The organism is Streptomyces sp. B21-083, from assembly GCF_036898825.1.
Classification (GTDB): domain Bacteria; phylum Actinomycetota; class Actinomycetes; order Streptomycetales; family Streptomycetaceae; genus Streptomyces.
This window is the reverse complement of record NZ_JARUND010000002.1, coordinates 872,989-898,841: the sequence shown is the minus strand read 5'-3', so window position 1 is coordinate 898,841 and position 25,853 is coordinate 872,989. Positions and strand designations below refer to the sequence as shown.

The window sequence follows — 25,853 nt, the reverse complement described above, 5'->3', positions numbered from 1 at the left end:
GTCCGATGCGCACCTGCCACCGCTGGGGCCCCGACTCGACGTACTCCCAGGTGAAGCCGCCGGGGTGGGTGGCCTCGAACTCGCGGCGCAGCGGCTGGGGGTCGTGGCTGTTGACCAGGGTGAAGGACTCCCCGGCCGTGAGGCGGGCAAAGAGGGTGAAGATCCGCGGGTGCCGCCGGCCGTGCGGGATCTCGCGGACGTCGACGACCGAGGACTCTTCCGGTCGGCCGCCGCCGAACAGGGTGTCAAGATCCGCGATCAAGGCGGGCAGGTCGGCGCCGGGCAGGGGGATGAGGGCAGGCAGCAGCACGGTCCGTTCCATGGCGAAATGGGTTCTCACCACTGCGGCGACATTCCGTGCGATCGCGGTGGCTGAGCTGGCATCGTCGGTGGTGGACAGTTGGCTGATGTGCTGGTCAAGCACATCGGCGCTGGTGCGCAGCGCGCGGACCAACAGCCGGGTCTCGGCCGCGCCCGAGGCGGTCGCGTACAGAGTCTGGTCGCAGGCACTCAGGTAACGGCGCAGGTCGCCGGTGCAGAATTCGGTCAGCGCCATGCGGACCGGCTCCGCGGAGTCCGCGACGGGTTCCACCTCGATCAGCGTGGCCAGCCTGCCCTGCAGCCCCTGCTGGATCTGGTGGAGAGTGCTCCGCGCCCAGAGGCCCGGGTCCGTCGCGGTCGACGCGGTGCAGGTCTTGGAAGGCGACGTCATGAGTGGATTCCCTTCTCCCGGTTCCACAATTATTACATGTATTATTTGGAAAAACCCTGGCCGTTGCGATGGGTGAAGGGCGGGTCGTGACTTACGTGATCGCACAGCCGTGTGTGGACGTGAAGGACAAGGCGTGCGTAGAGGAGTGTCCCGTCGACTGCATCTACGAGGGGCAGCGGTCGCTCTACATCCACCCGGACGAATGCGTGGACTGCGGGGCGTGCGAGCCGGTCTGCCCGGTCGAGGCGATCTTCTACGAGGACGACGTACCGCAGGAGTGGAAGGACTACTACAAGGCGAACGTCGAGTTCTTCGACGAGCTCGGCTCACCGGGTGGCGCGGCCAAGCTGGGCCTGATCGAGCGCGACCACCCGCTGATCGCAGCCCTGCCCCCGCAGAACCAGGAGGGGTGAGGCGGCATGGCCTCCGCACGGAAGAGCCCTCGCCGCCGCCAGGTGTTCGAGGAGTTGCGCGCTGCCGGAACACCGTTGGGCGTGACGGAGGTGGCCGACCGTATCGGCGTCCACCCCAATACGGTGCGTTTCCACCTGGACGCCCTCGTGGCCGAGGGCACGGTCGAACGGCGCGTGGAGGAGCCTGCGGGACCTGGACGGCCGCGTACGGTCTACGCCGCGCAGCAGGGCATGGACCGCGGGGGGAGCCGCGGTTACCGTCTGCTGGCGCAGATTCTGCTCAGTCACCTGGCGTCGACCGGGCCTGACGCGAGCGCGGCGGCTACCGATGCGGGGCGGGCGTGGGGCCGCTTCCTGATCGATCCGATGCCGCCTTTCCGGCGGCCGACGGCCGAGGAGTCCGCCGCCCGGCTCACCGCGCTGCTGGACGACCTGGGCTTCGCACCCACCCTGGAGGGCGACGGCGAGGGCCGGGCGCCGGAGCGGATCCGGCTGCGGCACTGCCCCTTCCTGGAACTGGCCGAGGAGTACGGACAGCTGGTCTGCCCCGTGCATCTGGGCCTCATGCAGGGGGCGCTGGCGGAACTGGGCGCACCGGTGGCAGCGACCCGCCTGGAGCCGTTCGCCGAACCCGACTCCTGCCTCGCCCACCTGGCGCCCGTGTAGCCCCTTGCCAAAGGACACAGCTGCGAACCCGGCACCCATAAAGTCAAGGAGAAGAACCGATGCACGTCGCCAAGACCGGCACCGCCGTCCGCCGCCGGGCTCCCCTGCCCGGCGGCCCGACCGCCGAAGCACTCATCGCCCCCGGCGTTTCCGAGCAGGTGGCCGTCGTCCACGTGGAGATACCGCCGGGCGGCTGTCTGCCCGAACACGACCACGGCAGCTCACAGATCGTCCTGGTCCCGCTGTCGGGAACGGTCGAACTGAGCCACGACGGCGAGAGCCGGACGCTGGTCGCCGGCTCGGTCGCACACATCGCCACCGGAGAGCGTGTGGCCCTCGCCAACCCCGGCACGGAACCCGCCTCGCTCATGGTGGTGGCGTCACCGCCTCAGTTCGCAGAGCGGCTGGCATCCTGGCCCGCCGCCTGACCGGCCCGCCCCACCGACACCCGTGCGAGAAAGAGGACCACATCGATGAACGCCCTGTCGGCCGCCGTGGCGGGCGCGGCCACCTTCGTCTGGCTCGGGATGGTGCTGGCGATCTCCTTCCTGGAGGCACCGCTGAAGTTCCGCGCTCCGGGGGTGACCATCCCCATCGGGCTCGGCATCGGCCGGCTGGTCTTCCGGGCGCTGAATCTCGTGGAGGCCGCGCTGGCCGGAGCGGTGATCATTTCGGCCGTCGTGGGTAGCGCGCCCGGTGTGGTCACCGTGCTGACCCTCGTGGTGTCCCTGCTGCTCCTGGGACAGCTGGCCGTGATCCGTCCCCGGCTCAACCGCAGGTCCGACCGGGTACTGGCCGGCGAGGACCTTCCACGCTCCCGCGGCCACCTGTCCTACGTGGCCGCCGAGATCGCCAAGGTCGTCGCCCTGCTCTGCCTCGGGGTCAGCCTGCTCAACGTGTGACCGGGCCCAGCGTTCGGTGTCCCTATCGCGATCTCACACGCGGTCATAGACGAGGAGTCCGTCAGCACACAGACGTGCGCCTGTCGTTGGACGGTGTTCGGTGAGCCGCCCGTCGTGTCCCAGGTGCAGCACGCGGGCCTGCAGTGCCATGACGGCAAAGTCGGCGATGATCCGCCGATGGCAGCGCCACCACAGGGTCTCCGCGCACATGACGGCCGTCTGGACGGCGGCCGCCTGCCGCAGCACGTCATCCATGGCCGAGAGGAAATCCGGGTGGCGGGTGTAACCCGCATACGCTCGGAAGGAGTCGTTCTCCCAGAAGACATCGGGCGAGTCGTGCTCCACCTTGCGAAAGCCGCCCAGCCGTTTCTCCCACCGGTAGTCGATCCCCTGCGCCGGCAGCCACTCGCGGAGCACTTCCCTGCCCGCGTCCGGGTTGCGCCGGCTGCCCGGCGCGGTCCGCACGTCGACGACTGCTTCTACACCAGCACCGTGAAGCAGGGCGGTCAGTGGCTCGCGTGTGGCAAGGCCGTGTCCGAAGGTCAGCAGCGTCACGGGAGACGTCACGGCACGTTGTCCGCAGCGGACGCCGATGCGTGGCCGACGGCGTGCGCCGGCTTCCGGCTCCGCACGGCGGGTTCCCACTCGGCTGCGGTGGTCGAATCGTGGGGCCGAGTACAGGGTGTGAGCGCTGCTGCCCACGTCCGCGAGCAGCGCCCGCGCTGCGCTGCGAGCAAGTCCGCACGCCTCTGATTATTGGCGCCGACGAACCGTTCGGCGTCAGGCGAACTCACGATTCGCTCCTCTTCCGCCCCGTTTGAGCGCCGGTGCTGATGGCTGTGGAGCGGCCATGTGCCGCGGCGATGCGGTCCGCGTGCGCGACAACGAGGATGCGTACGCCCTCTCCGACGGGGCGCCGGGTCGTTTGACAGTCGTTCTCCATGCGAGGTCCACACAGCGAACCACCCGCATGCGGTTCTCGGTAAGGCCGCCGGCCTTGTCGGCGCAGACGACGGTGGTCGCGCCGAGCGCCTCGACGGAGGACAGCGTTTGACCACCGCTTCCCCGGCGAGTGAGCTCCCACACGCCCGTGGCCAGGGAGAGGGCGATCGTCGGAAGCAGTCCCTCGGGTACCTCGGCATGAGCGGCACTCCTGTTCCGCGACGACATGACCGTGGGCAGGACCGGGATAGTGGATCACGGTCGACAGCGATTTTCCTCTTTCCACGGTCCCATCACGGGGCGCGCCCGGCATCTCCCCTGCCGGGCGGTGAACTGTCAGGCTTCTGGCAGGGCAGCCCGACAGCGAACTTGCGTGGACGGGACGTCGGCGGGACGGTGGAAAGGTGTCCCGTTGGCGGGTGTGGCCTCACCTCATGGACGCCCTTTCCACGTCGCGAGGCGGGCGGAAGACATCGCAAGGGCGTATTGCGCACATGCCCGGCGCCGCATTGATGTCCGTGGTGGCGCTGACCATTCCCCTCGTGCTGCTGGAGCTGGCCATCAGTGACAGCACGGTGAGACTGATCCCCCTTATGATTATCTTGCCTGCTCTGACGGCTGCCGTCGGAACGCTGCGCGAGACGGTTTACGCCGTCGTGTGGGTGATCCTGGTTATCGCCGCAGTACTGGCCTACCGGCCGTTTCCCTCACTCGGCGACCAGGTCATCGTGATGGTGCTGGCCTTTGTTCTCGGCATGCTGTGCGTGCTGACCTGTCATAAGCGGATCAAACGGGAGAAGGAATCCCGGCGGATGCGATCCGGCGCTGCCGCGCTTCAGCGCCAGATGCTGCGCCCCTTGCCTGTGCTCACTGATCGGGTGATCGTCGACGGAGTATGTCTTCCGGTGGAGGAAGACCTACTGGTGGGCGGTGACATCTACGAGGCGGTGGCCTCTCCGTACGGGACGCGTCTGCTCATCGGCGACGTTCAGGGCAAGGGCTTGCCTGCGGTGGCAGCCGCTTTCGCTGTGCTCGGCGCGTTTCGTGAGACTGCTCAGCGTGAGCCTACGCTCACGGCTGTCGCGGACGCCCTGGAGACGGCAGTCGGCCTCCACAATGCCTTCGCGGCGCAGACCGGAGAGCCCGAACGCTTCGTCACTGCGCTCATCCTCGGCGTCGATGGATCGGATGCAACGCAGGCCCTCAGCTGCGGCCACCTTCCGCTGTACCTGTTGGACGGGGGACCCGTCACCACCGCTCCCACCGGCGAACCCGGCGTACCACTCGGTCTGGCGGACCTCTCTGCAGAACCCAGGACCGTCGACTGGTTCGCCTTCCCGCCCGGCGCGACACTCCTGCTCTGCAGCGACGGCGTCACCGAGGCACGTGACAGGGCAGGCGGGTTCTATCCCCTCGAAGAACAACTCCGGGCCTGGGCGGAGGTGTCTCCGTGGGACGTGGCCCACGACCTGGCCGACGACTTGCGCCGTTACACCGGAGGAGACCAACGGGACGACATCACCGCGCTGGTGGTCCGCAGGGTCACTTGAATCCGCAGTGCCGACTGAAATGGAAAGATGTCCATGACGCAGTTCACGCGGCATGCACCGATCGTTGTGGGAACCGATGGCTCAGACGTCTCCGGACTCGCCATGCGCTTCGCCCTGCACGAGGCACAGTTGCGCAATACCAGCCTGCGTGCCGTGTGTGCATACGATTTCACCGCCTCCAGGGCAAGCAGTTTCGGATGGCTGACCGTGCCGGATTCCTACGACCTGGACACGCAGATACGTGACGCCACGTATGAGGCCATTGCCCGTGCCGTGGATGAAGCCATGCAGGGGTTGGGGGGTGTCTCTGTCGAGGTGGAGATCAAGGTGGAGCCGGGACGTCCCTCGCAAGTCCTGCTCGACGCGAGTGCGGATGCCTGCCTCTTGGTCGTGGGCAGCAGAGGCTCGGGAGCGTGGGGACGCCTCACCCTGGGGTCCACCAGCACCGAGGTCGTGCATCACGCACACCTCCCTGTCGTGGTCGTGCCGTCCGGGACGCCGGCAAAACCATCCTGATGCACGACAATCACCTGCCGCCTACTGCGGATCCCGACATGGCCTGGCAACGGCGACAGCGTGCGGGCCCGCAGCAGCCGAGAGCAGGGAGCATCCCCTGATGAAACTGACACAGGTCACGTTCGTGATCGTCGGAGCCGGCCTGGCCGGCGCCAAAGCCGCCGAAGCCCTCCGCGAGAACGGTTTCGACGGCCGGATCGTACTCGTCGGGGACGAGCCGGATCCGCCGTATGAGCGGCCGCCTCTGTCGAAGGGGTATCTGCAGGGCAAGCAGGACCGTGAGACGATCTTCGTCCACCCGCCGCAGTGGTACGCCGAACAGGACATCGATCTCCTGCTGGACACCACCGTCACCGCGATCGACCGCCACCAGCGGACGGCAACCCTCTCCAGCGGCGAGCGCATCGGATACGACAGGTTGCTGCTGGCCACCGGCGCCTCCCCCCGGCGGCTTACGGTTCCCGGCGCCGACCTCGACGGGGTGCTCTACCTGCGCCGCGTCGGAGACTGCGAGCGCATCCACCGCACGTTCGAAACCTCCTCGCGCATGGTCTTCGTCGGGGGAGGATGGATCGGTCTGGAGGTGGCTGCTGCGGCCCGGGACGCCGGCGTGAAGGTGACCGTCCTGGAGGCAGACGCACTTCCGCTGCTGCGCGTTCTGGGCCCACAGATCGCACCCGTCTTCGCAGACCTCCACCGTGCCCACGGCGTGGACCTGCGGCTCGGCGTGCAGGTCACCGAGATCGTCGGCGCCGGCGGAAAAGCCGCGGGGGTACTGCTCGCCGACGGCACCCTCATCGACGCGGACGCCGTCCTGGTCGGCATCGGCGCCACCCCCAACACCCAACTGGCCAAAGACTCCGGCCTGCAGATCGACCACGGAGTCGTGGTCGACGCCTCCCTGTGGAGCTCCGACCCGCACATCTACGCAGCCGGCGACGTGGCCAATACCTATCACCGGCTGCTGGGAAGGCATATCCGCTGCTTGGTTCCGTCAGTCAGCACTGCGTGACCCACGCCGCCTGTCCCGTCCTGGTGGTCCGTGGTGAAGGCACCTGACGCAGACAGCCGGGGTGGCGAACTGATGTCTCCCGGGCCAGAGCGCCCGGGGTGACGCTCACCAGGTGTAGATCCGCGCCATGATCTCCTGCCGCGCTGCCTTGTTCGGCCCGGGGTAGGCGATGACCACAGGCACATCGTCCGGATCGCGTCCCTCGACCACGGTGAAGCCGTCGGCCATCTCCCTGGACGAAGTGTGGGCAGAGCGCTCCTTGAGTGTCCGCTCACACCGGTGCAGATCATCGAGGCTGTCCGCAGTCCAGATCACGTACTGAACGCCAATGCCGCCCAGAGCATGGACGACCCTGCCCATGTGACGCACGTACACCTGCATGTCGTCCGAGCCGACGAGCAGCGCAGCGGTGGTGGTGCGGACTGTGACCCGCATCTTCAGCAGTTCACGGTAGAACTCCACTGACCGGTCGAGGTCGGATACGAACATCACCACCGATGCAAGCAGGGGCCCGCGATCCCGCCCTGGCGGACCGGCCCGTCCGGCGTCGGCTGCCGGATCGCCGGCGCCGGGCATCGAGGCTGCGTCTGATCCCATCGAGGCCCCCAATTTCCGCCCTCTGACCTTTCGGCTCTTCAGGGAAGACCTTCTCTGTACGCTACAGGCCACCAGCGCCTGCCGCTCGGTATGGCAAGGGTGGTGGAGCCTCCTCCCGGGGCACGGCACTCTCGCACGGCGCCACCTTCTCGTGGTGCCTCCTCAACCGGCGAGCGAGGCGAATCCGCCGATCAGAGCCCCGTAGGCGATGTGGGCCACCACGGAGACGATCGGTGTGCTCGGGCCGTAGTTGAGCATCAGGAAGCCCGGGGGTTCGAGCAGTGCCACGTCCGGAGCGCTGGTCAATGCGCTGCCCATGCGGGGGTGAACGAGAGGCAGCAGGGTGTTCACCAGCGCCGTGACGGCGAAGAGCCCGTGGATCAGGCCGAACAGCGCGCCCCACCACCAGCCGGCGTGATGGATGGCGAGGAAGACGGCATAGTAGACGAAGGCGAAAATCTGCCCGTTGACGAAGTGCATCAGGTACCCGAGGGCCTTCGCGCGGGTGCGGTCGACGGTCACCACCGTGCCGAGCAGAAACGGCAGATCCATGCGTGTCAGGCTCAGGGCGCTGGCTGCCCGCAGCGCGGTGGTCAGAACGAGCGTTCCGATGAACCCGCCGGCGGCGATACCTGCCGGGTTCATCGGGCCGCCCCGCTCAGGGCGGCGTCGATGGCTGTGGCCGCGCTGATCAGCGCCAGATGGCTCAGCGCCTGGGGGAGGTTGCCGAGGAATGCGCCGTCGGCCGGGTCGATCTCCTCGCTGTACAGGCCGACGTCATTGGCCAGTGCGACCAGGTCGTCCATCAAAGTGGCCGCACGCTCCACGCGCCCGGTCCGCGCCAGGGACTCCGCCAGCCAGAACGAGCAGGCCACGAACGCCCCCTCGCTTCCCTGAATGCCGTCTTCACCGGAGTACCTGGCCACATACGGACCATTGCGCAGGCTGCGGTCGATCGTGTCCACGGTGGAGCGCAGGCGCGGTTGGGCGCCGTCGTAGCCGTACAGCAGGCCGAGCAGCACGGCGGCGTCCAGGTCCTCGCTTCCGGCGGACCGTACGTAGGAGCCGCCGCGCTCTGAGAAGCACTGGTTCTCGATGAACTGGTGGATCTCCAGGCGGGCGGCGCGCCAGCGAGGCGCGTGTCGATTGGGGATCAGTCGCCGTTGTGCCAGATCGATGGCCCGGTCGAGCGCCACCCAGCACATCATCTTGGACTGTGTGAAGTGCAGGGGCGTGCTGCGGACCTCCCAGATTCCGGAGTCGGGCCGCTGCCAACCGGCGCAGACGAAGTCAGCCAGTTCCGCCAGCCTGCGGGCCACGTCCGCGTCCAGCCGCCCCGTCGCACCGGCATACAGCCAGCCGGTATGCAGCAACTCGCCGTAGGTGTCCAACTGGATCTGCTCGGCGGCCGCGTTGCCGGTCCGCACCGGAGCCGAGCCTCGGTAGCCCGACAGGGGAAGGACCCGTTCGCGGGCGGGGGTCCCACCGTCCAGCCGGTAGAGGACCCGCAGCCGGGGATGTGTGAGCTGGGAGGCGTGCATCAGCCACCAGAAGTAGGCATGTGCCTCAGCAGTGCACCCGAGTTGCAGGAACGCGTCCAGAGCAAAGGCTGAATCCCGGATCCAGGAGAACCGGTAGTCCCAGTTGCGTTCGCCACCTATGTACTCCGGCAGGGAGCAGGTCGCCGCGGCGGCGACCGCTCCGGACTGGGCGAAGACGAGCAGCTTCAGTGCGAGCGCACTGCGTGAGACCGCCTCTCGCCACGGCCCGGTGTACTCCCGTGCACCGGCCCAGCGGCGCCACGCCTGGCACGTGCGCTCCATCCTCGCCTCGCACTCGCTTCGGGCCGGCAGAACGAGCGGCTCCTGGTGGGCGAACGGCACCGCGATCAACGAGCCGGCGCCTTCGCGCAGGTCGAACCGGCCTGCGACCTCACCGTCACGGCACTCCACCAGGCCGACATCCCAGCCGCACACAGCCATCGCATCGGCACCATCGACGGCCACGGGGACACCCCGGCGCCATTGCATGCGCGGCGCGCGAGAGCCATAGCCGTACCGGGGCCGTACGCTCCAGCGCATCGGCACGGTCCCCGCCACACCGTCGAGCTTTCGCAACAGCTCCCGCATCGGAGTGAGCGCGAGGTCGTCGTTCAGCGAGAGCGCGTCCGTGACCCTTGCCGTCCCCCGCTCCGTGCGAAATGTCGTCTCCAGCACGTTCGTGCCAGGCAGGTACCTGCGGGTCGCCTGGTACGGCTCCTCGGGCTCCAGCTGAAACCGGCCACCACGAGAGGCGTCCAGGGCGGCGGCGAAGACCGTCGGCGCGTCCAGGTCCGGCAGCCCCAGCCAGTCCACCGAACCGTCCGCAGCGATCAGCGCCACGGTCCGGCCGTCACCGATCACCGCGTAGTCACGCAGAGGCACGTAGCCATCCACCCGAGCCGTCCGGCGCTCTGGTGCGGCCCGGCCGGCCCCAGATCGACCGTCAGCCTCCATGGCTCTACTTTCCCACCGGCCGCATTCTCCCGCTCGCCTCCCAGCAAGCGCGCCCGACCGCTGGCCCGGCTACCCAGCACCGAGCGCCCCGCCCGACGCGGGAGCGACACTGCCGGGTGGAAAGGCCAACTGGATACCCCCTGCATCGCGCCGGCTTCGTTTGTGGACGAACGGGCCGCGGCACAGCAGCCGATCGGGTGTGACAGGGCCCCAGGCTTCCCACGTGGCTGATCCCGAGCCCGAGCACACCGATATCCTGACCGGTGTGCCTCGATCGAGTGCGTGAGTGCAGCCGTGACAGCGGATGAGACGTCCCCTGCGCCGCCTGCTGCTCCGGCGCATCCTGTTCTGGTGGGCTATGACAGGTCGAGAGCCAGCGGTCGTGCACTGGCCTGGGCCACCGGACTGGCCCGCCGAACCAGCAGGCCGCTGCTCGTGGCATACATCAGCCCGGATCCCTCGCGATATGACATGGGGGCGGGAGCAGGTCCCTTCGTCTTCGTTGCCGACCCCGAGGACGATGTGCTCGATTGGCTGCGCGCGGAGCTCACCGACGCGCTCAAGGCGGCCACCCTGGCCGGTGTGGAGGTTCACGTGGCCGGCTGCGTCGGCGACACGGCGCGCCAGCTGGCTCGTCTGGCGGACGAACACTGGGCCGAGGCCCTGGTTCTGGGAGCACCGGAGCAACGGCTGCACCACTTGATCGGGTCGGTACCGGCATGGATGGCCCGACGCGCGCACTGCCCCGTCGTCGTCGTGCCCTGACCCCCTCCCTGGAGCAGTCGGCACGGCAAGGGCTTGAGGAGGCAGCCGCCGTTCCGGCAACGTGCCGCGTGCTGCTGCGGCGTGTTCCTGGGCTGGGATCTTCACGCGTCAAGGGGTGAGTTGGGGGCTGCTCCCGGTTCGGGCAAAGCCGTAGGGTGGCGTACGGGCAGCCCGGTGCTGACGGCGCAGGGAGGTAGCAGGCATGGCGCACGATCCCAGGCAGCAGCCGGAGCAGACTTCCATGCCTGACGCGGCGGCGAGTGACGAGACCCGGCAGTCGGCTGGGGCGCCATCCCCGGATGCGGCGAGGACACAGCCCCGGCCCATCGCGTTGGGGCAGCGCCAGCTGCAACGGTTGCTGGACGCAGTGGTGGCCATCAGCGCCGACATGGACACCCGGGCGGTGTTGCACCACATCGTGGAGGCGGGCGCGGATCTGGTGGGCGCGCGCTACGGTGCGCTGGGCGTGCTCGGGGAAAGCGGTGACTTCGCCGATCTGATCACGGTCGGGGTGGACGCGGAGCAGCTTACGGCCGCCGTGGGGCTGCCACAGCGGCACGGCTTGCTGGGCAGCCTGGTATCGGACCGGGAGCCGTTGCGGGTGGCGGACATTTTGGCCGACCCCCGCTCCGTCGGCTTTCCCCCCGGGCACCCGGTGATGAGGACGCTGCTGGGGGCGCCGTTGATGGTGCGCGGCACGGTCTACGGCAACCTATACCTGGCCGACAAGAGGGACGGGACGCCCTTCGGCGACGACGACGAGGCGCTGCTGACCGCGCTGGCCAGCGCCGCGAGCGTCAGCATCGAGAACGCCCGCCTGTACGGGCAGCTCAACCGTGCCGCCGAGCACTTCCAGCGCATCATGCTGCCCACTCTGCCCGACCTGGCGCCGATCGAGGTGCACGCCCGATACGAGCCGGCGTCGGACCTGCCGAAACTCGGCGGTGACTGGTACGACGCCCTATTGCTGCCCGACGGGGCGACCTGCGTCGTCGTCGGTGATGTCACTGGTCACGATGTGCAGGTCGCCCCGGTGATGGGGCAGATCCGCAACATGCTGCGTGCCCTGGCCTACGACCGGGGCGGACCGCCCAGCCTGGTTGTGTCGAAGCTCGACGCGGCCCTGACCATGTTCGGCGATCCGACCGCCGCCACTCTGGTGCTCGGACGCATCGAGCGCGGCGGTGAGAGCGAGGACGCGTACACGTTCCGCTGGACCAACGCCGGGCATCCTCCGCCGCTGCTGGTCGCCACGGACGGCCACACCCGCTACCTCGCCCCCGCCCGCCATGGGATCCCCGTCGGCATCGACCCGTCCGTGCCCCGGTTCGACCACGCACACCCGCTGACACCGGGTAGCACGCTGCTGCTGTTCACCGACGGTCTGGTGGAACGCCGCGACCAGGACATCGACGACGCTCTGCGTACGCTGGCCGACCGTGCCTCTAGGCTGGCCGGCGCCCCGCTGGACGCGTTCTGCGACGCGGTCCTGTCCGAGCGCGGCCAGAAGTTCGACGATGATGTCGCCCTGCTCGCCGTGCGCCTTCCCAGCGCGGCCGCCCGGTGAGTCATGTCGGCGGGTTTCCGTCGGGCACCAGACGTCGCCCGGGTGCAGCGGTGCCGGGTCACGCCTGCGGCAGCAGGGTGCGCAGTGCGTAGGGCAGGATGCCGCCGTGGCGGTAGTAGTCGGCCTCGGTGGCGGTGTCGATGCGGACACGGGCCTCGATCTGAAGCACGTCGGCCGGGCCCACCGCGGTGACCGTGACCTCCCGGGGCAGTTCGCCCGCGCCTGCCAGGCCGCGGACTGTATAGGCTTCCTCGCCGGTCAGACCGAGGGACTCCCGGCTCTGGCCGGTCGTGAACTGCAGGGGCAGGACGCCCAGGCCGATGAGGTTGGAGCGGTGGATGCGCTCATACGACTCGGCCAGTACGGCGCGCACCCCCAGCAGGGCGGTGCCCTTGGCCGCCCAGTCGCGGGAGGAGCCGGAACCGTACTCCTTTCCGGCGATCACCAGCAGCGGTACGCCCTCGGCCGCGTACCGGGTGGCCGCGTCGTAGATGGTGGTCTGCTCGCCGTCGGGCAGGTGCCGGGTGACGCCTCCCTCGGTGCCCGGTGCGAGCAGGTTGCGCAGCCGGATGTTGGCGAAGGTGCCCCGGATCATCACCTCGTGGTTGCCGCGCCGGGAACCGTAGGAATTGAACTCTCTCGGTGCGACGCCGTGGCCGGTGAGGTATTCCCCGGCGGGAGAGTCGCGCTTGATGGCGCCCGCGGGAGAGATGTGGTCGGTGGTGACCGAGTCGCCGAGCAGGGCCAGCACCCGGGCGCCTTCGATGTCGCGCGATGGCTCGGGCGTACGGCTCATGCCGTCGAAGTAGGGCGGCCGGCGCACGTAGGTGGAATCGGGGTCCCAGGCGAACAACTCGCTTTCCGGGGTGGGCAGGGCCCGCCACTGCTCGCCGCCCGTGAAGACGTCCGCGTAGTCGCGGGTGAACATTTCCGGCCGCAGGCAGGAGGCGATGACGTCCTGGACCTCCTGCTGGCTGGGCCAGATGTCGCGCAGGAACACCGGTTTGCCGTCGCTTGCGGTGCCGAGCGGATCGTGGGTGAGGTCGACGGTCATCGACCCGGCCAGTGCGTAGGCGACCACCAGCGGAGGGGAGGCGAGGTAGTTGAGTTTCGTCTGGGGGTGGATGCGGCCTTCGAAGTTGCGGGTGCCGGAGAGCACCGCGGCCACCGCCAGATCGTGTTCGGACACGGCGCGGGCCACCTCGTCGATCGGGGCCGGAGTTTCCGATGCAGGTGGTGCAGCCGTAGCCGACGAGGTCGAAGCCGAGCTTGTCCAGGTAGGGGACCAGGCCGGCGCGTGCGAGGTAGTCCATGACGACCTTCGAGCCGGGGGCGAGGGAAGTCTTCACCCATGGTTTCGGCCTCAGCCCGTGTTCGACCGCCTTCTTGGCGAGCAGGGCGGCGCCGACCATGACCTGCGGGTTGGACGTGTTGGTGCAGGAGGTGATCGCGGCGATCACTACCGATCCGTGGCCGATCTCGACACCGGTGCCGTCCTTCAGCGTCAGGCTGGTGGGGTTCAGGGACGTGTCGTCGTCCGCGGCTGGGGCGGTATCGAAGTGGGCGGGTGCGTCACCGGGGCGGTTGCCGGTCACCGCGACGGGGTCGGAGGCGGGGAAGGATTCCGCGCTGCTCGCATCCAGCCCGACCGGCGCGGGGTCCCAGCGGACATATCCGTCCAGTACGGCGTGGAAGGCGCGCGGTGCGTCCGCGAGCGGGATGCGGTCCTGCGGGCGTTTCGGCCCGGCGATCGACGGCACGACAGCCGACAGGTCCAACTCCAGCGTCTCGGAGTAGGGAGGCTCGTGACGGGGGTCGTGCCACAGGCCCTGTTCCTTGGCGTACGCCTCGACGAGCGCCACCTGCTCTGCGCTGCGCCCGGTGAGCCGCAGGTAGGAGAGGGTCTCGGCGTCGATGGGGAAGATCGCGCAGGTGGCGCCGTACTCCGGGCTCATGTTGCCGATGGTGGCCCGGTTGGCCAGCGGCACATTAGCCACGCCGGGACCGTAGAACTCCACGAAGGTGCCGACCACGCCGTGCGCGCGCAGTTTCTCGGCAATGGTCAACACCAGGTCGGTGGCGGTGCTGCCCTCGGGCAGTGCGCCGGTCAGCTTCACCCCGATGACCCGGGGGATGAGCATGCTCAGGGGCAGGCCGAGCATGGCCGCTTCCGCTTCGATGCCGCCCACGCCCCAGCCGAGTACGCCAAGCCCGTTGACCATCGGGGTGTGGGAGTCGGTGCCGACCAGGGTGTCGGGGAAAGCCAGCCCGTCTTCGCCGAAAACGACGCGTGCCAGGTGTTCCAGGTTCACCTGGTGGCAGATGCCGGTGCCGGGCGGCACGACGCGCAGGTTGTCGAAGGCTTTCTGCCCCCAGCGCAGGAACTGGTAGCGCTCGGCGTTGCGCCGGAACTCCAACTCGACATTGCGGTCAAACGCCTCCGGAACGCCGTAGTGGTCGGCGATCACGGAGTGGTCGATGACCAGTTCCACCGGCCGCAGCGGGTCGATGCGCGCCGCATCGCCACCCAGGGCGGCCAACGCCTCGCGCATCGCCACCAGGTCCACGATGCACGGCACGCCCGTGAAGTCCTGCATCAGCACCCGCGCCGGGGTGAACTGGATCTCGGCGGCCGGATCCCAGCCGGCCAGCGCACTGATCTGGTCGGCGGTCACCGTACGGCCGTCCTCGTTGCGCAGCAGGTTCTCCAGCAGCACCTTCAGGCTGTACGGGAGCCGCGCGGTCCCGTTGACCGCGTCGAGCCGGTAGATGGTGAAGGAGGATCCAGCGGTGGTAAGCGGTCCTCGGGCAGCGAAACTGTCGACGGTCACGGAAGTCACTCCTCAGGATCGGCTGGCTCCAGGGATGTTCGGCGGCGGGTCGAGTCCGTCAATGGCGGGTGACCGGTGCGCGCAGTCCTCGGGGCCGGTTCCAGCCGTTGATCGCCACGGCGAACGCCAGGGCGACGATCTCCTCTGAGATGAAGACGGACTGTGCGGCGTGGTCCTCGTCCAGGCCAGCACGCAGGTCACGAGTGCCGTCAGTGCGATGGACGTACCGCGCCGCACGCGTGCGCTCCAGCGGCCGCCGTCGATGGTCGCAGTTCCGCCCGCACTCATGGTCAGCGGCGTTCCCGCCTACAGCAACCTGAGCGACGGAGTCCAGCGGCGATCACCCGGACCACCATGGCGCAGGTGCCCGGCGGTGGTGTTCAGGCGGGACGTGGTGGTCCACGCCACCTGACCATCCGGGCCGATATGGGGTGAGACCACCACCGCCACTGAAGGCTCCCGAGGAGATGTGTCGTGGGCATGCCGTATCAATGTCCGTTCGGTCAGGTTCTCTCGGCTGGGCGTGGCCGCGGACACGCCACGTGATCGATCGGTGGTCTCTTCCCTGCTCGATCCTTCCCCCGGGCCTTTGCGTGGCGCTGAAGTTTGCGGGCGGGGAGACTCACGGGACCGTGCGGGCCGTTCGCCCCGCTTCGCCCGCGTATGGTGCGCCACCATGTGGCGTAGTTCCACCGGTCGCAGCCTTGCTGGTGATGTAGGACGGGCAGGGGATCACGCGCTCAGCGAAGGGATGTCTGACATGCCGAAGATCGCCATCAACGGACTCGGACGCATCGGACGTGCCGCGCTGAAGATCCTCCACGACGTCGACGGCGTTGAGGTCGCCGCCGTCAACGACCTCGTCGAGGTAGACAACCTCGCCTACCTGCTGAAGCACGACAGCGTCTACGGCCGCTACGGCAAGACGGTCACGGCGAGCGATGGTGCGCTGAGCATCGACGGGCACGAGGTCCCGGTGTTCGCAGAGCGTGATCCGGCCCGGTTGCCGTGGCGGGAGCTGGGCATCGACCTGGTGCTGGAATGCACCGGGGCCTTCCGCCACGAGGAGGAGCTACGCCGCCACCTGGAAGCCGGAGCCAGGTTTGTGATCCTGTCCGCTCCAGCGCGTACCGAGACGGTCGCGACCGTGGTGCCCGGAGTGAACCAGGCCCCGGACGGCGTGCAGGTCATCTCGTGCGCGAGCTGCACCACCAACTGCATCACTCCGGTGGTCGAGGTGCTGGAGCGCAGGATCGGGATCGAACGGGCGATCATGTCCACCGTCCACGCCTACACCACCAGCCAGCAACTCGTCGACGGCCCCAGCAAGGACGTCCGGCGCGGCCGCGCCGCCGGCATCAACATGGTCCCCGCGTCCACCGGGGCGGCGCGGGCCACCACCCGGGCGCTGCCCGCGCTGGCAGGGCGCTTCGACGGGGTGGCGATCCGCGTTCCGGTGCCGGTCGGATCGATCGCGGACATCACGATGGTCACCGCCCGGCCGACCACCGCGGAGGAGATCAACGACCTCTTCCGCGAGGAAGCCGGCAGCGAACGGTACCGCGGCGTCCTCGCCGTCGCCGAGGAACCGATGGTCTCCACCGACATCATCGGCGACGCCAGGGCCTCGGTCATCGACGCCGCGATGACCCGGGTGGTGGACGGCACACTCGTGAAGGTCATGAGCTGGTACGACAACGAGTGGGGCTTCACCCACCAGATGGTCCGCGAAGCCCTCTCCGTCCTGGGCGCCGGCCAGGCGCCATGAGCGACCCGACACCGCACCTCCGCCTCGCGGCACCACCATCACCCCGACGACGACCACCCTGGTCTGATGCGGCCCGCCCCACACAGCGATCGAGAGGGCGCGATGAACGTCAAGGAGATCATGACGGCCCCGGTGGTCACGGTCACCGAGGACACCCCGGTGCCCGAGATCGCGGCCGTGCTGCACGGCCGCCGGATCAGCGCCGTCCCCGTACTCGACGCCGGCGGCGCGGTCGTGGGCCTGGTCAGTGAGTACGACCTGCTGGCCCGCTCTGGGGGCACCGCTGCGCAGGTGATGACCCGGACGGTGATCAGTGTCACCGAGGACACCGACGTCGACGATGTTCGCCATCTGCTGGTCGAGCGGCGCATCCGCCGCGTCCCCGTGCTGGCCGCCGGACGCCTGGTCGGCATCATCAGCCGCTCCGACGTCGTGGCGCTGCTGACCACCGAGTGGGCCTGCACCGTGTGCGGCGAGACCGCCCACGGCGACCGCCCGCCCGAGCGCTGCCCCAAGTGCCACGCGGCCGCCGACCGCTTCGCCGTCCAGGAAGCACCACCCGGCAGCTGAGACAAGGCCGCACCGACGTAAGGAAACCGGCGGACAATGAGCTCCTCACCGACACCGGGCCGCGATCCCGCCGCCGACACCGCGGGCACGGCCCGCCCCGCACCCGCCAGTGTGCTCTCCGACAGCGAGGTTGAGGTGCTGCGCGGCTACTACCGGCAGATGGCGCTGATCAGAGCCTTCGAGCTGCGGGCGGCGGAGATGTACACCCGCGCGAAGATCGGCGGGTACTGCCATCTCAACCTCGGTGAGGAAGCCACCTGCGTCGGGCTGATGGACGCACTGCGGCCCACCGACTACCTGTTCACCACCTACCGGGAACACGGCTACGCCCTCGCCCGCGGCGCCGACCCGGGCCGGGTGATGGCGGAGCTGTTCGGCCGCACCACCGGCCTGTCCGGCGGACGAGGCGGCTCCATGCACCTGTTCGACACCGAGCTGCGGCTGCTCGGCGGCTACGGCATCGTCGGCGGCCAGCTGCCCCTGGCCACCGGCGCCGCGCTGGCGATCGCCTACCGCGGCGAGCCCGGAGCCGGCAGCGAGGCGGTGATGTGCCTGCTCGGGGACGGCACCACCAACATCGGCGCGTTCCACGAGTCCCTCAACCTCGCCGCCGTGTGGCACCTTCCCATCGTCTACGTCATCGTCAACAACCAACTCGGGATGGGCACCCCCGTCGCGGCGGCGGCCGGGGAGCCGGAGCTGTTCCGGCGCGGATGCGCCTACCGCATCCCCGGAACCCGCGTGGACGGAGGCGACGTACTCGCCGTGCGGGAGGCCGCTCAGACGATGCTGGAGCAGGCACGCACCGAGCACCGGCCCAGGCTGTTGGAGACGGTCAGCTACCGGCTGCGCGGCCACTCCGTCGTCGACCCCGCCCGCTACCGCACCCCCGAGGACGCGGCCCAGCTGCGGGAGAAGGACCCGGTGCCCGCCTTCAGGCTCCGGCTGATCGAGGACGGCGTCCTCACCCCACAGGCGGCAGCCCGCATCGACGAGGAGGTCGACCACCAGGTCACCGCCGCGGTCGACTTCGCCGACGCAAGCCCTGCCCCAACTGTCGACACCCTCTTCGACCACCTGTACGCCACCGACGTCACAAGCGTCTTCCGCGGCCTGCCGGGCGACCCCTTGCCCTGCCACCAGGCCGCCGGCAGCGCACAGGACGGGGGGTAAGTCGTGGGCGAGACCGTCACCTACCGCCAGGCCCTGCACGGCGCACTACGCGCCGAACTGCTGCGGGACGACAACGTGCTGCTCGTCGGAGAGGAAATCGGCGTCTTCGAGGGCTCCTACAAGATCACCGCCGGGCTGCTGGCCGAATTCGGCCCCCGTCGGGTACGTGACACCCCGATCTGCGAGGAAGGCTTCACCGGCGCCGCGATCGGAGCCGCCATGCTCGGGCTGCGCCCGGTCGTGGAGATCATGACCATCAACTTCAGCCTGCTGGCCATCGACCAGATCATCAACCACGCCGCGAAACTGCACTCCATGTTCGGCGGCCAGGTGTCGGTGCCGATGGTGATCCGCACCCCGGGAGGGGGCGGGCAGCAACTGGCCGCCACCCACTCGCAGAACCTGGAGGTCTTCTACGCCCACATCCCCCGTGCCGATCGGCACTGCCGCCGTCACCAAGCAGGGCCGCGACGTGACGATCGTCGCCTACTCCCGCGCCGCCGTCATCGCCCTCGACGTCGCCCGCCGCCTGGAAGAGGAGGGAATCTCCGCGGAGGTGGTCGACCTGCGCAGCCTGCGCCCGCTGGACCGGGCCACCGTGTGCGCTTCGGTCCGCCGGACCGGCCGCGCCGTCGTGCTGGAGGACGACTGGCTCAGCTACGGCATCGGAGCGGAGATCGCCGCCACCATCCAGGAAGGGGCCTTCGACCACCTCGATGCCCCCGTCCGGCGCGTCGCCGCCGCCGAGGTCCCCCTCCCGTACGCCAAGCCTCTGGAACGCGCCGCCCTGCCGGATGCCGCCGCCCTCACGCGGGTGGTCCGCGAGGTACTCGACGCCACCAGTTTCACGCCCAGCCCTCAGCCGTCCGGACGCGGTTAGGAGACACCCCGCATGCACGAGATCCTCATGCCCCGCCTGTCCGACACCATGGAGGAGGGCACGCTCGCCCGGTGGCTCAAGGAAGAGGGCGACCAGATCCACAAGGGCGACGTCATCGCCGAGATCGAAACCGACAAGGCCCTCATGGACCTCGAAGCCTACGACGAGGGCCCCTTGACCCGCCTGCTCGTCCCCGAGGGCAGCACGGTGCCGATCGGCACAGCGGTCGCGGTCATCGGCGACCAGTCCGCCACGACCATGCGGCCGCCCGCGCCCGAGCAGCCCGCCACACCTCCGGCCGAAGCAGCACAGCCCACCCAACCGGAGCCGACGTCCGAAGCCCCCACACCGGCCGCACCGGCTCCGTCAGCCGCGATGAGTTCCCCGCCCTCCCCAGCAGAACCGCGCAGAGTTCCGACCTCCCCGCTGGCGCGGCGCATCGCCGGTGAACACGGCATCGACATCGACAGCATCACCGGCAGCGGCCCCGGCGGCCGGATCGTCCGCGCCGACGTGGAGAAGGCCATCGCCCCGAAGCAAGCCCCTGCGGGCCCCGCCCCGGCCCCTGCGCAACCGGCTCCAGCCGAGCGGGAACAACCCACCATGCGGCCTTCCGCGACCGCCGAGGACACCGAGGACACCGAGGTGGTCCCGCTCAGCACGGTGCGCCGCCTGACCGCCCAGCGCTTGACCCAAAGCGCACAACAGGCACCGCACTTCTACCTCACCGCCATGGTCGACGCGGAGCCGCTGCTCGCCTTCCGCACCGACCTCAAAGCGCGCATCGGCGAGCATGGCCCCCGCGTGAGCGTGAACGACCTGATCATCAAGGCATGCGCCACCGCACTGCGCACCCACCCGGAGATGAACGCCTCCTGGGACGAGACCCGCATCCTGCACCACCACCGGATCCACATCGGCATCGCCGTCGCCCTCGACGACGGGCTGACCGTCCCCGTCATCCACGACGCCGACCGCAAGACCCTCACCGAGATCGCCCGCGAAGCCCGCACGCTCGCCGACAAGGCCCGCGCCGGGCACCTCAGCCTCGACAATCTCGCCGACGGCACCTTCACCATCAGCAACCTCGGCCCCTACGGCATCGACCACTTCACCGCCGTCATCAACCCCCCGCAGGCAGCCATCCTCGCCGTCGGGGCCGCCCACCCCGAACCCGTCGTCCGCGACGGCGAACTCGCCGCCGGCACGGTGATGGCCCTGACCCTGGCCATCGACCACCGGGCCGTCGACGGGGCCACAGGCGCCGTCTTCCTCACCGACCTCAAGGCACTGCTCGAACAACCGATGCGCATCGTCGTGTAGGAGGACAACCGTGACCTCGCTCTACTGCGCGGCCGGGCAGCACAGTTGACCCGCCACGATTGCCGTACCTCTCGCCATTCCTCACCGACGCCATGCCTCAAGCCGGGATGCGCCGCTTCAAGCCGGGCGAGTTGGACGACGGTGTTCCCGTGAGCGTTCCTCAGCTTGACGGGTGGGGCCAGTGCGCCAGGCTGTCGAGCGAGGGAGCCTGGCGCGTTGCCTCCTCTGGTGAGGGGTGGATCTCGTAAAGGTTACGCAGGCCACTGATGTCGAAGACCCTGACGATCCGGCCAGAGGCGGCCGCTATCCGCAGTGAGCCTTCGTGTTCACGGATGCGTTTCGTGACCGCCACGACCACGCCCAGCCCCATCGAGTCCATGAAGGATACGAAGCTCAAATCCAGGACGAAGTGGCGGTGCCCGTCGTCGACCAGCTTGATCACTGCTTCACGGGCCAAGGGGGAGGCGTGGGCGTCGACTTCGCCATCGATCTCAACAACCGTCCAGCCGTTCACCACGTCGTAACTGACCGTCATGCGCTCCTCGCGGATGATGTTCGTTCGCACCATCATCCCTCCTCACATCTCGGGCGCAGGATCCCCAGCATGGCGCCACACGTGGGACTGGACTCGTCCGCGCGGCGCCGGTGGACCAGCACCCCGAGGTCCTCGATGGCGGAATCGACCGACCCGGACTCGGCCGCGGTCTGTCAGAGAGCGAGCCGGTATGGTCGACGGTGATTGGGACGCGCCCGCGCAGGCCACGCCGACGACGTAGCACCGCACGACGTGAACTGCGCCGCACCCGCCGTCGACGATCAAAATCCGCCGCTCGTCGTCCGTGCGGACCTCGTGTGTTTGTCACCGCTTCTTGGTCAGCCATTCGGCCAGGACAGCGGCCTGGCTGTGGTCCACGTCCTTGGTGGCGGTCAGCAGCATGAGCTTGTCGTGCGCCGCCAGGTCACGCAGATGCTCGGCCGCCTCGCGGTGCCCGGCATCGCGCAGTTCTGCCAGGTAGCGGCTACGGAATTCCGTGAAGCGGCTGGGCTCATGCCTGTACCACTTGCGCAGTTCGCTTGTCGGGGCGACGTCACGCAGCCACTCGTCCAGGTGCGCGTCCTCTTTGCGCATGCCCCGCGGCCAGACCCGGTCGACGAGCACCCGCTTGCCGTCCTCGGGCGAGGTCTCCTCATAGACTCGGCGGTAGGTGATCTGTTCGGCCATGACGGCACCCTTCAGATCGATCGGCCACTCCCGGCCCGGGCCCGGTGGACAGCAGTGAGGTCACCTGCGGGCGCGGATGTGTTCGGCTCACCAATTTTATCGCCGAGTGGGTGAGCAGGCCGGAAACCTGCGGCCGGCACTCGCACCCCCAGCCCGCAGCAGAGGAGAACGGTGTGCGCGAAACCGGCCCTGCCACTCCGGAGACACAGCACTTCCCGGCCGCGACCGCGCCACGGATACATGACGTGAGCAGGCTGGACGCCGCCGTGGCCACCTGCCGGGCCTGCCCGCGCCTGGTGGCCTGGCGGGAAGAGGTCGCCCAGGTCAAGCGCCGGGCATACAGGGAGTGGGATTACTGGGCGAGGCCGGTGCCCGGCCTCGGCCCGCCGGACGCGGCGCTGGCCATCGTCGGTCTGGCTCCGGCCGCCCACGGCGGCAACCGCACCGGGCGGATCTTCACCGGTGACCCGTCCGGCGACGTGCTGTACGCCGCCCTGTACGACCTCGGCCTGGCCTCCCAGCCGACCGCCACCCACCGCGGTGACGGCATGGAACTGTACGGGGTGCGGATCACGGTGCCCGTGCACTGCGCGCCGCCCGACAACCGCCCCACCACTGCCGAGCGTGACACCTGCCGCCCGTGGCTCGCCCGCGAACTGGAACTCCTGCGACCGACCCTGAAAGCCGTCGTGGTCCTCGGCGGCTTCGCCTGGCAGGCACTGCTGCCCGTGCTGACGAGCGCAGGCTGGCAGCTGCCCCGCCCCCGTCCGGCCTTTGGCCACGGAGCCGAAGCCCTCCTCACCGACGCAGGCGGCGAACGGCAGATGCACCTGATCGGCGGATACCACCCCAGCCAGCGCAACATGTCCACCCGGACCCTGACCCCCGCCATGCTCCGCGACGTGCTGCACCGGGGTGCCATGATCGCCGGGCTGCCACGGGAGCAGCAGCATCCGCAGGCTCCCTCCCCTCCTTAGTGGGCGGTTCGTAAGGTGATGTCTGTTTCTGGTTGAGGCTGAGCAAGGTCGCTGGTGGAGGTTTCATCAGTTAGGGCTTCCTGGCGAAGTTGCCGGGGTCGGGCTCGGTGAGGATCCCGAGTTTGACGAGGCGTTTCAGCTTGGCGCGAGTGCCTTCGACGTTTTTCGGCAGCAGTTCGTGCCCGAGGATTTCGCAGACGTCCCTGGCCCGTAGCGGTCCGGTCGCGTCGTTGAACACGGTGAGGATGCGGGGGTAGTCCGGGTGCTCGGGCAGGTCGGGTGTGTGGGCCGGGAGCCGGTCGGCGAGGCCGGTGACGGTTGTGCGGGTGATCGCGAGGCGCTCCAGATGGGTCTCGGCCTCCCGCAGCCTGGTCTGCAAGGCGTCAATCTGTTCGCGGAGGTCGTCGGCCAGGGCCCGGGCGGCGTCTTCCTGGAGGCCCAGGGCGTCGAGCAGGGGTCTGGATGATCACGCTGTCACCGCCTGCGCTTCGCGCCAGGTGGGAGTGTTCGCGCCGGTGAGGCGCCGGGTCATGACGTGGGTCATCGCCCAGTAGACGCGGGAGGCGGAGGAGGAGGGGTGGTGCTCGTAGTCGCGGACCAGGCGCCGGTGCAGGATCAGGATCCCGTAGGTCTGCTCGACCCTCCACCGCTTCGGCTGCGGCACGAACCCTTTGACCTGCGGGTCGCGTGCGACGATCTCGACGTCGATTCCCAGGGCGGCGCCGTGCGCGACGACCTGATTCTTGAAGCCCTGGTCGACCAGGGCTTTGCGGACGGTTCCGCCGGCGTGCTCGGCGACCTGGTCCAGCAGGCTGATGCCCGCGGCGTTGTCGTGGGTGTTCGCGGCGAGGACGACGACTGCGATGACCAGGCCGAGGACGTCCACGGCAAGGCCCCGCTTGCGGCCGGGCACCCGCTTGGCCGGATCGTGGCCACTTGTGGAGGCGGGGACCCCGGCGGCCACGTGGACACTCTGGGTGTCCAGGACCACCAGGGTCGGGTCCTCTAATCGTCGGGCCCTCTCCCGGACCTGGCAGCGCAGGAGTTCATGGATGACCTGGTCGGTCCCGTCGTCCCGCCAGGCCGCGAAGTAGTAGTACGTTGCGCTCTTCGGCGGCAGGTCGTGCGGGAGATAGGCCCACTGGCAACCGGTCCGCCCCTGGTAGAGGATCGAGTTGACGATCTCCCGCATGTCGTAGGCGCCCTGATGGCCGCTGACCGAGCGGTGCCGGTCCTTCCACGCGGTGATCACCGGCTCGATCAACGACCACTGCTCGTCCGATAAGTCACTCGGGTACGGCTTGCGTTCACTCACCCGGTCACATCACCAGATCACCCACCGCGAACCGGCAAAGTCCGCCCCGCAGCCACACGATCAGGCGACAGCAGACCATCTCAAAAACTCACGAACCGCCCACTCAGACGCCGAGGTAGGGGCCGCATACCAACCGACCGGGCCGTAGTGCCGTCGATCGAGCACATACCACAGCCGCAGCAATTGGCCACTGCCGGCGCGCCTTACCCCGAGGACAAGCCAAGGCAACGTAGCGTGACGGCCCGTCGTCTGTGTGGGTTTGGCGCCGGTGCAGCGGGCGGTCAGCGCCCAGTTTATCACACGGCTGACGAGGCAGGCGGTGACGGCGGCAAGGGCGTCGATTGCGGTAGTCGACAGCGACCATCGCGCCGACGATGGGGAACCCGCCGCAAGGCGCGCTCTGCCTGGGGGCCTCGGCAAAGTCCCCTGCCTGGCAGCCCCGTATCCGGTGGCATCTTCGTGCTTCCACGACGGGTGAGAGCCGGGGCCCGGGCCGCCGGGCAACGCCACAGGAGGTGGGTCAGGCGGCGTGACGCTTGTGGGTGCCGATCCGGTGCACGTTCTGCACATCGAGTTCGTCGAGTTCCTGCGTGGGGGTGAGGCGGATGCCGATGTGGTAGTCCTGCACCAGCATCCAGCCGAGGAAGCCGGCGGCGAGGGTGCACAGGACGCCGGCCGAGGTGAGGGCGAGGCCGAGGGTGGTCCCGGTGGCCGGGCCGTTCCAGTGGGTGGCGTACGTTCCCAGGCTGATGGCGAACAGCGCGAGTGCGGTCACGTTAAGGCCGGCGTGGGCCAGACCGACGGTTTTGGCCGCCGAGCCGCGCGGGATCCCGAAGGCCCAGTCGACGAACCCGGGGAGCGCGGCGAGCAGCGCGCTGCCGACGCCCACGACGTTCAGTGCGATCGCCAGGTTGAGCCAGAACTGGTCGCGGGTGGCCGCGTACACGGCGAAGCCCACCAGGGTTCCGGTGTAGCAGGCGACCGGGAAGCCGATCAGCATGGGGTGGATGGGGTGACCGGCGACCGTGGCTTTGCTGTACATGAAGCCTCCAGGTGCGCTCCGTCTGGGCGTTCGATCGCTCTTCTCAGGGTCTCTCTGCCGGTGGGATCCGCAACCCGCCCCCGACGCGGTGACGGACGTCAACAGGTTGGGTGTGCTGCGCGGCGCGTCAGGGACCCTTGAGGCGGCGGCTCAGCTCATCGATGTAGTGGTCACCGTAGGCGGCTGCGACATCGTCGAGGTCGACCATCGGAGGAAGATCGATGACCGGCTGCCGTTCGGCGAGGTAGAGGGCGGTTTCCTCGATGATCCGCTGCTCGTCGGCCTCTGCCGCGCCGACCTGATCGACAACGACCGGACTGGCCTGGAACCGGGACTCGATCACATCACCGCTGTACCGGGTGCGCACCAGATAGTCGTGATCTCCCATCGGCTCGATCTGGAATTCGGACATGACCACCGACTACCCGTGATGCGGTCGAGTATCACGGCGTGGCTCACCATGAGGACTTTGGTCTGCCCCGGATGCCGCTGGCGGCTTCGGCGTGTTCCGGATGAGCTCTGGGGGCGCTTGCCGGAGATCCTGTTTGATCAGTGCCGGTGCGGCTGCGCTCCGGTGAGCGGGCCAGAAGGGCCGCTCGGTCGATTCTGGGCTGC

The 25,853-nt window shown here is 69.0% G+C and carries 26 protein-coding genes and 3 pseudogenes; 17 read left to right on the top strand and 12 right to left on the bottom strand.

Translation table 11 applies throughout. The annotated features are described in order from the left end of the window. Nucleotides 1-58: 58 nt before the first annotated feature. Nucleotides 59-322: pseudogene (locus tag QA861_RS28080) on the bottom strand (DUF2249 domain-containing protein); the annotation flags it as partial. Between the two features lie 476 nt (nt 323-798). Between QA861_RS28080 and fdxA the strand changes: the two are divergent. The 4 genes from fdxA to QA861_RS28060 are packed head-to-tail and all read left to right on the top strand — an operon-like array spanning nt 799 to nt 2,693. Further along, nucleotides 799-1,125, top strand: a complete 327-nt coding sequence (gene fdxA / locus QA861_RS28075; RefSeq protein WP_334591390.1) for a ferredoxin — start codon at nt 799-801, stop codon at nt 1,123-1,125. 6 nt (nt 1,126-1,131) lie between these two features. Further along, nucleotides 1,132-1,791 carry a helix-turn-helix transcriptional regulator gene (locus tag QA861_RS28070; protein WP_334591388.1) on the top strand — a complete coding sequence of 220 codons (660 nt, stop codon included), beginning with the start codon at nt 1,132-1,134 and terminating at the stop codon, nt 1,789-1,791. A 59-nt stretch (nt 1,792-1,850) separates the two neighbouring features. Beyond that, nucleotides 1,851-2,219 carry a cupin domain-containing protein gene (locus QA861_RS28065; protein ID WP_334591387.1) on the top strand — a complete coding sequence of 123 codons (369 nt, stop codon included), beginning with the start codon at nt 1,851-1,853 and terminating at the stop codon, nt 2,217-2,219. A gap of 45 nt (nt 2,220-2,264) precedes the next feature. Continuing rightward, a complete protein-coding gene (locus tag QA861_RS28060) occupies nt 2,265-2,693 on the top strand; it encodes a hypothetical protein (protein ID WP_334591386.1) in 429 nt (142 codons plus the stop codon). Nucleotides 2,694-2,726: 33 nt separating this feature from the next. On the opposite strand, the gene QA861_RS28055 is transcribed toward QA861_RS28060, so the two are convergent. After that, complete coding sequence (locus QA861_RS28055; RefSeq protein WP_334591385.1) at nt 2,727-3,248, bottom strand: DUF488 domain-containing protein; 522 nt, start codon at nt 3,246-3,248, stop codon at nt 2,727-2,729. A gap of 821 nt (nt 3,249-4,069) precedes the next feature. On the opposite strand from QA861_RS28055, the gene QA861_RS28050 reads away from it, so the two are divergent. The 3 genes from QA861_RS28050 to QA861_RS28040 all read left to right on the top strand — a co-directional run bounded on the left by QA861_RS28050 (nt 4,070) and on the right by QA861_RS28040 (nt 6,713). Continuing rightward, entirely contained in the window at nt 4,070-5,185 is a 1,116-nt protein-coding gene (locus tag QA861_RS28050) for a PP2C family protein-serine/threonine phosphatase (RefSeq protein ID WP_334591383.1), read from the top strand. A gap of 33 nt (nt 5,186-5,218) precedes the next feature. Next, nucleotides 5,219-5,701 (top strand): universal stress protein, encoded by a 483-nt coding sequence (locus tag QA861_RS28045; protein ID WP_334591382.1) that lies wholly within the window; start codon nt 5,219-5,221, stop codon nt 5,699-5,701. 100 nt (nt 5,702-5,801) lie between these two features. After that, nucleotides 5,802-6,713, top strand: coding sequence for an NAD(P)/FAD-dependent oxidoreductase (locus QA861_RS28040; protein WP_334591381.1), 912 nt, complete (start codon nt 5,802-5,804; stop codon nt 6,711-6,713). 105 nt (nt 6,714-6,818) lie between these two features. Here QA861_RS28040 and QA861_RS28035 read toward each other — a convergent pair whose 3' ends face one another. The 3 genes from QA861_RS28035 to QA861_RS28025 all read right to left on the bottom strand — a co-directional run bounded on the left by QA861_RS28035 (nt 6,819) and on the right by QA861_RS28025 (nt 9,733). After that, a complete protein-coding gene (locus QA861_RS28035; protein ID WP_334591380.1) occupies nt 6,819-7,289 on the bottom strand; it encodes a VOC family protein in 471 nt (156 codons plus the stop codon). Nucleotides 7,290-7,472: 183 nt separating this feature from the next. Next, complete coding sequence (locus QA861_RS28030) at nt 7,473-7,955, bottom strand: hypothetical protein (RefSeq protein WP_334591379.1); 483 nt, start codon at nt 7,953-7,955, stop codon at nt 7,473-7,475. Next, nucleotides 7,952-9,733: a glycoside hydrolase family 15 protein gene (locus QA861_RS28025; protein ID WP_334591378.1), complete on the bottom strand. Its 1,782-nt coding sequence runs from the start codon at nt 9,731-9,733 to the stop codon at nt 7,952-7,954. Before QA861_RS28025 ends, QA861_RS28030 begins: the two co-directional genes overlap by 4 nt. A 354-nt stretch (nt 9,734-10,087) precedes the next feature. Here QA861_RS28025 and QA861_RS28020 point away from each other — a divergent pair, with 354 nt between their 5' ends. Both QA861_RS28020 and QA861_RS28015 read left to right on the top strand, forming a co-directional pair. Then, nucleotides 10,088-10,570: a universal stress protein gene (locus QA861_RS28020; protein WP_334591377.1), complete on the top strand. Its 483-nt coding sequence runs from the start codon at nt 10,088-10,090 to the stop codon at nt 10,568-10,570. Between the two features lie 202 nt (nt 10,571-10,772). Further along, complete coding sequence (locus tag QA861_RS28015) at nt 10,773-12,137, top strand: PP2C family protein-serine/threonine phosphatase (protein WP_334591376.1); 1,365 nt, start codon at nt 10,773-10,775, stop codon at nt 12,135-12,137. A gap of 58 nt (nt 12,138-12,195) precedes the next feature. Here QA861_RS28015 and QA861_RS28010 read toward each other — a convergent pair. Further along, nucleotides 12,196-14,968: pseudogene (locus tag QA861_RS28010) on the bottom strand (aconitate hydratase). A gap of 169 nt (nt 14,969-15,137) precedes the next feature. On the opposite strand from QA861_RS28010, the gene QA861_RS28005 reads away from it, so the two are divergent. From QA861_RS28005 to QA861_RS27975, 7 genes and pseudogenes are all read left to right on the top strand, one after another. Further along, nucleotides 15,138-15,380, top strand: coding sequence for a hypothetical protein (locus QA861_RS28005; protein ID WP_334591375.1), 243 nt, complete (start codon nt 15,138-15,140; stop codon nt 15,378-15,380). Between the two features lie 348 nt (nt 15,381-15,728). Continuing rightward, nucleotides 15,729-16,736 (top strand): type I glyceraldehyde-3-phosphate dehydrogenase, encoded by a 1,008-nt coding sequence (gap, locus tag QA861_RS28000; protein ID WP_334591374.1) that lies wholly within the window; start codon nt 15,729-15,731, stop codon nt 16,734-16,736. Nucleotides 16,737-16,802: 66 nt separating this feature from the next. Next, entirely contained in the window at nt 16,803-17,306 is a 504-nt protein-coding gene (locus tag QA861_RS27995) for a CBS domain-containing protein (protein ID WP_334591373.1), read from the top strand. Nucleotides 17,307-17,342: 36 nt separating this feature from the next. Beyond that, on the top strand, nt 17,343-18,479 hold the full coding sequence (gene pdhA / locus QA861_RS27990; protein ID WP_334591372.1) for a pyruvate dehydrogenase (acetyl-transferring) E1 component subunit alpha: 1,137 nt from the start codon (nt 17,343-17,345) through the stop codon (nt 18,477-18,479). Between the two features lie 3 nt (nt 18,480-18,482). Then, nucleotides 18,483-18,851, top strand: a pseudogene (locus tag QA861_RS27985) (alpha-ketoacid dehydrogenase subunit beta); the annotation flags it as partial. Nucleotides 18,852-18,909: 58 nt separating this feature from the next. Then, a complete protein-coding gene (locus tag QA861_RS27980; protein WP_334591371.1) occupies nt 18,910-19,359 on the top strand; it encodes a transketolase C-terminal domain-containing protein in 450 nt (149 codons plus the stop codon). A 12-nt stretch (nt 19,360-19,371) separates the two neighbouring features. Further along, the gene (locus tag QA861_RS27975) at nt 19,372-20,682 is read left to right on the top strand and encodes a dihydrolipoamide acetyltransferase family protein (RefSeq protein ID WP_334591370.1); all 1,311 of its coding nucleotides are present in this window, start codon (nt 19,372-19,374) and stop codon (nt 20,680-20,682) included. Between the two features lie 160 nt (nt 20,683-20,842). On the opposite strand, the gene QA861_RS27970 is transcribed toward QA861_RS27975, so the two are convergent. Continuing rightward, nucleotides 20,843-21,253: an STAS domain-containing protein gene (locus QA861_RS27970; protein ID WP_334591369.1), complete on the bottom strand. Its 411-nt coding sequence runs from the start codon at nt 21,251-21,253 to the stop codon at nt 20,843-20,845. Nucleotides 21,254-21,541: 288 nt separating this feature from the next. Next, nucleotides 21,542-21,904, bottom strand: coding sequence for a DUF488 domain-containing protein (locus QA861_RS27965; protein WP_334591368.1), 363 nt, complete (start codon nt 21,902-21,904; stop codon nt 21,542-21,544). A gap of 173 nt (nt 21,905-22,077) precedes the next feature. On the opposite strand from QA861_RS27965, the gene QA861_RS27960 reads away from it, so the two are divergent. After that, nucleotides 22,078-22,881, top strand: a complete 804-nt coding sequence (locus tag QA861_RS27960) for a uracil-DNA glycosylase (RefSeq protein WP_443041594.1) — start codon at nt 22,078-22,080, stop codon at nt 22,879-22,881. A gap of 70 nt (nt 22,882-22,951) precedes the next feature. Here the strand turns inward: QA861_RS27960 and QA861_RS27955 are convergent, their stop codons facing one another. The 4 genes from QA861_RS27955 to QA861_RS27940 form a co-directional block, all read right to left on the bottom strand. Beyond that, entirely contained in the window at nt 22,952-23,260 is a 309-nt protein-coding gene (locus QA861_RS27955) for a hypothetical protein (protein WP_334591366.1), read from the bottom strand. 87 nt (nt 23,261-23,347) lie between these two features. After that, nucleotides 23,348-24,196, bottom strand: coding sequence for an IS5 family transposase (locus QA861_RS27950; RefSeq protein WP_334591365.1), 849 nt, complete (start codon nt 24,194-24,196; stop codon nt 23,348-23,350). A 520-nt stretch (nt 24,197-24,716) separates the two neighbouring features. After that, entirely contained in the window at nt 24,717-25,238 is a 522-nt protein-coding gene (locus QA861_RS27945) for a DUF2231 domain-containing protein (protein WP_334591364.1), read from the bottom strand. 127 nt (nt 25,239-25,365) lie between these two features. Then, nucleotides 25,366-25,650 carry a hypothetical protein gene (locus QA861_RS27940; RefSeq protein ID WP_334591363.1) on the bottom strand — a complete coding sequence of 95 codons (285 nt, stop codon included), beginning with the start codon at nt 25,648-25,650 and terminating at the stop codon, nt 25,366-25,368. Nucleotides 25,651-25,853 lie beyond the last annotated feature (203 nt).

Coding starts and splice junctions, on each gene's coding strand:
- gap (WP_334591374.1), top strand. CDS start 15,729: ATGCCGAAGATCGCCATCAACGGACTCGGACGCATCGGACGTGCCGCG.
- QA861_RS27970 (WP_334591369.1), bottom strand. CDS start 21,253: ATGATGGTGCGAACGAACATCATCCGCGAGGAGCGCATGACGGTCAGT.
- QA861_RS28035 (WP_334591380.1), bottom strand. CDS start 7,289: ATGCCCGGCGCCGGCGATCCGGCAGCCGACGCCGGACGGGCCGGTCCG.
- QA861_RS28015 (WP_334591376.1), top strand. CDS start 10,773: ATGGCGCACGATCCCAGGCAGCAGCCGGAGCAGACTTCCATGCCTGAC.
- QA861_RS27940 (WP_334591363.1), bottom strand. CDS start 25,650: ATGTCCGAATTCCAGATCGAGCCGATGGGAGATCACGACTATCTGGTG.
- QA861_RS27995 (WP_334591373.1), top strand. CDS start 16,803: ATGCGGCCCGCCCCACACAGCGATCGAGAGGGCGCGATGAACGTCAAG.
- QA861_RS27965 (WP_334591368.1), bottom strand. CDS start 21,904: ATGGCCGAACAGATCACCTACCGCCGAGTCTATGAGGAGACCTCGCCC.
- QA861_RS28030 (WP_334591379.1), bottom strand. CDS start 7,955: ATGAACCCGGCAGGTATCGCCGCCGGCGGGTTCATCGGAACGCTCGTT.
- pdhA (WP_334591372.1), top strand. CDS start 17,343: ATGAGCTCCTCACCGACACCGGGCCGCGATCCCGCCGCCGACACCGCG.
- QA861_RS28040 (WP_334591381.1), top strand. CDS start 5,802: ATGAAACTGACACAGGTCACGTTCGTGATCGTCGGAGCCGGCCTGGCC.
- QA861_RS27975 (WP_334591370.1), top strand. CDS start 19,372: ATGCACGAGATCCTCATGCCCCGCCTGTCCGACACCATGGAGGAGGGC.
- QA861_RS28065 (WP_334591387.1), top strand. CDS start 1,851: ATGCACGTCGCCAAGACCGGCACCGCCGTCCGCCGCCGGGCTCCCCTG.
- QA861_RS28050 (WP_334591383.1), top strand. CDS start 4,070: ATGGACGCCCTTTCCACGTCGCGAGGCGGGCGGAAGACATCGCAAGGG.
- QA861_RS28045 (WP_334591382.1), top strand. CDS start 5,219: ATGACGCAGTTCACGCGGCATGCACCGATCGTTGTGGGAACCGATGGC.
- QA861_RS27945 (WP_334591364.1), bottom strand. CDS start 25,238: ATGTACAGCAAAGCCACGGTCGCCGGTCACCCCATCCACCCCATGCTG.
- QA861_RS28060 (WP_334591386.1), top strand. CDS start 2,265: ATGAACGCCCTGTCGGCCGCCGTGGCGGGCGCGGCCACCTTCGTCTGG.
- QA861_RS28070 (WP_334591388.1), top strand. CDS start 1,132: ATGGCCTCCGCACGGAAGAGCCCTCGCCGCCGCCAGGTGTTCGAGGAG.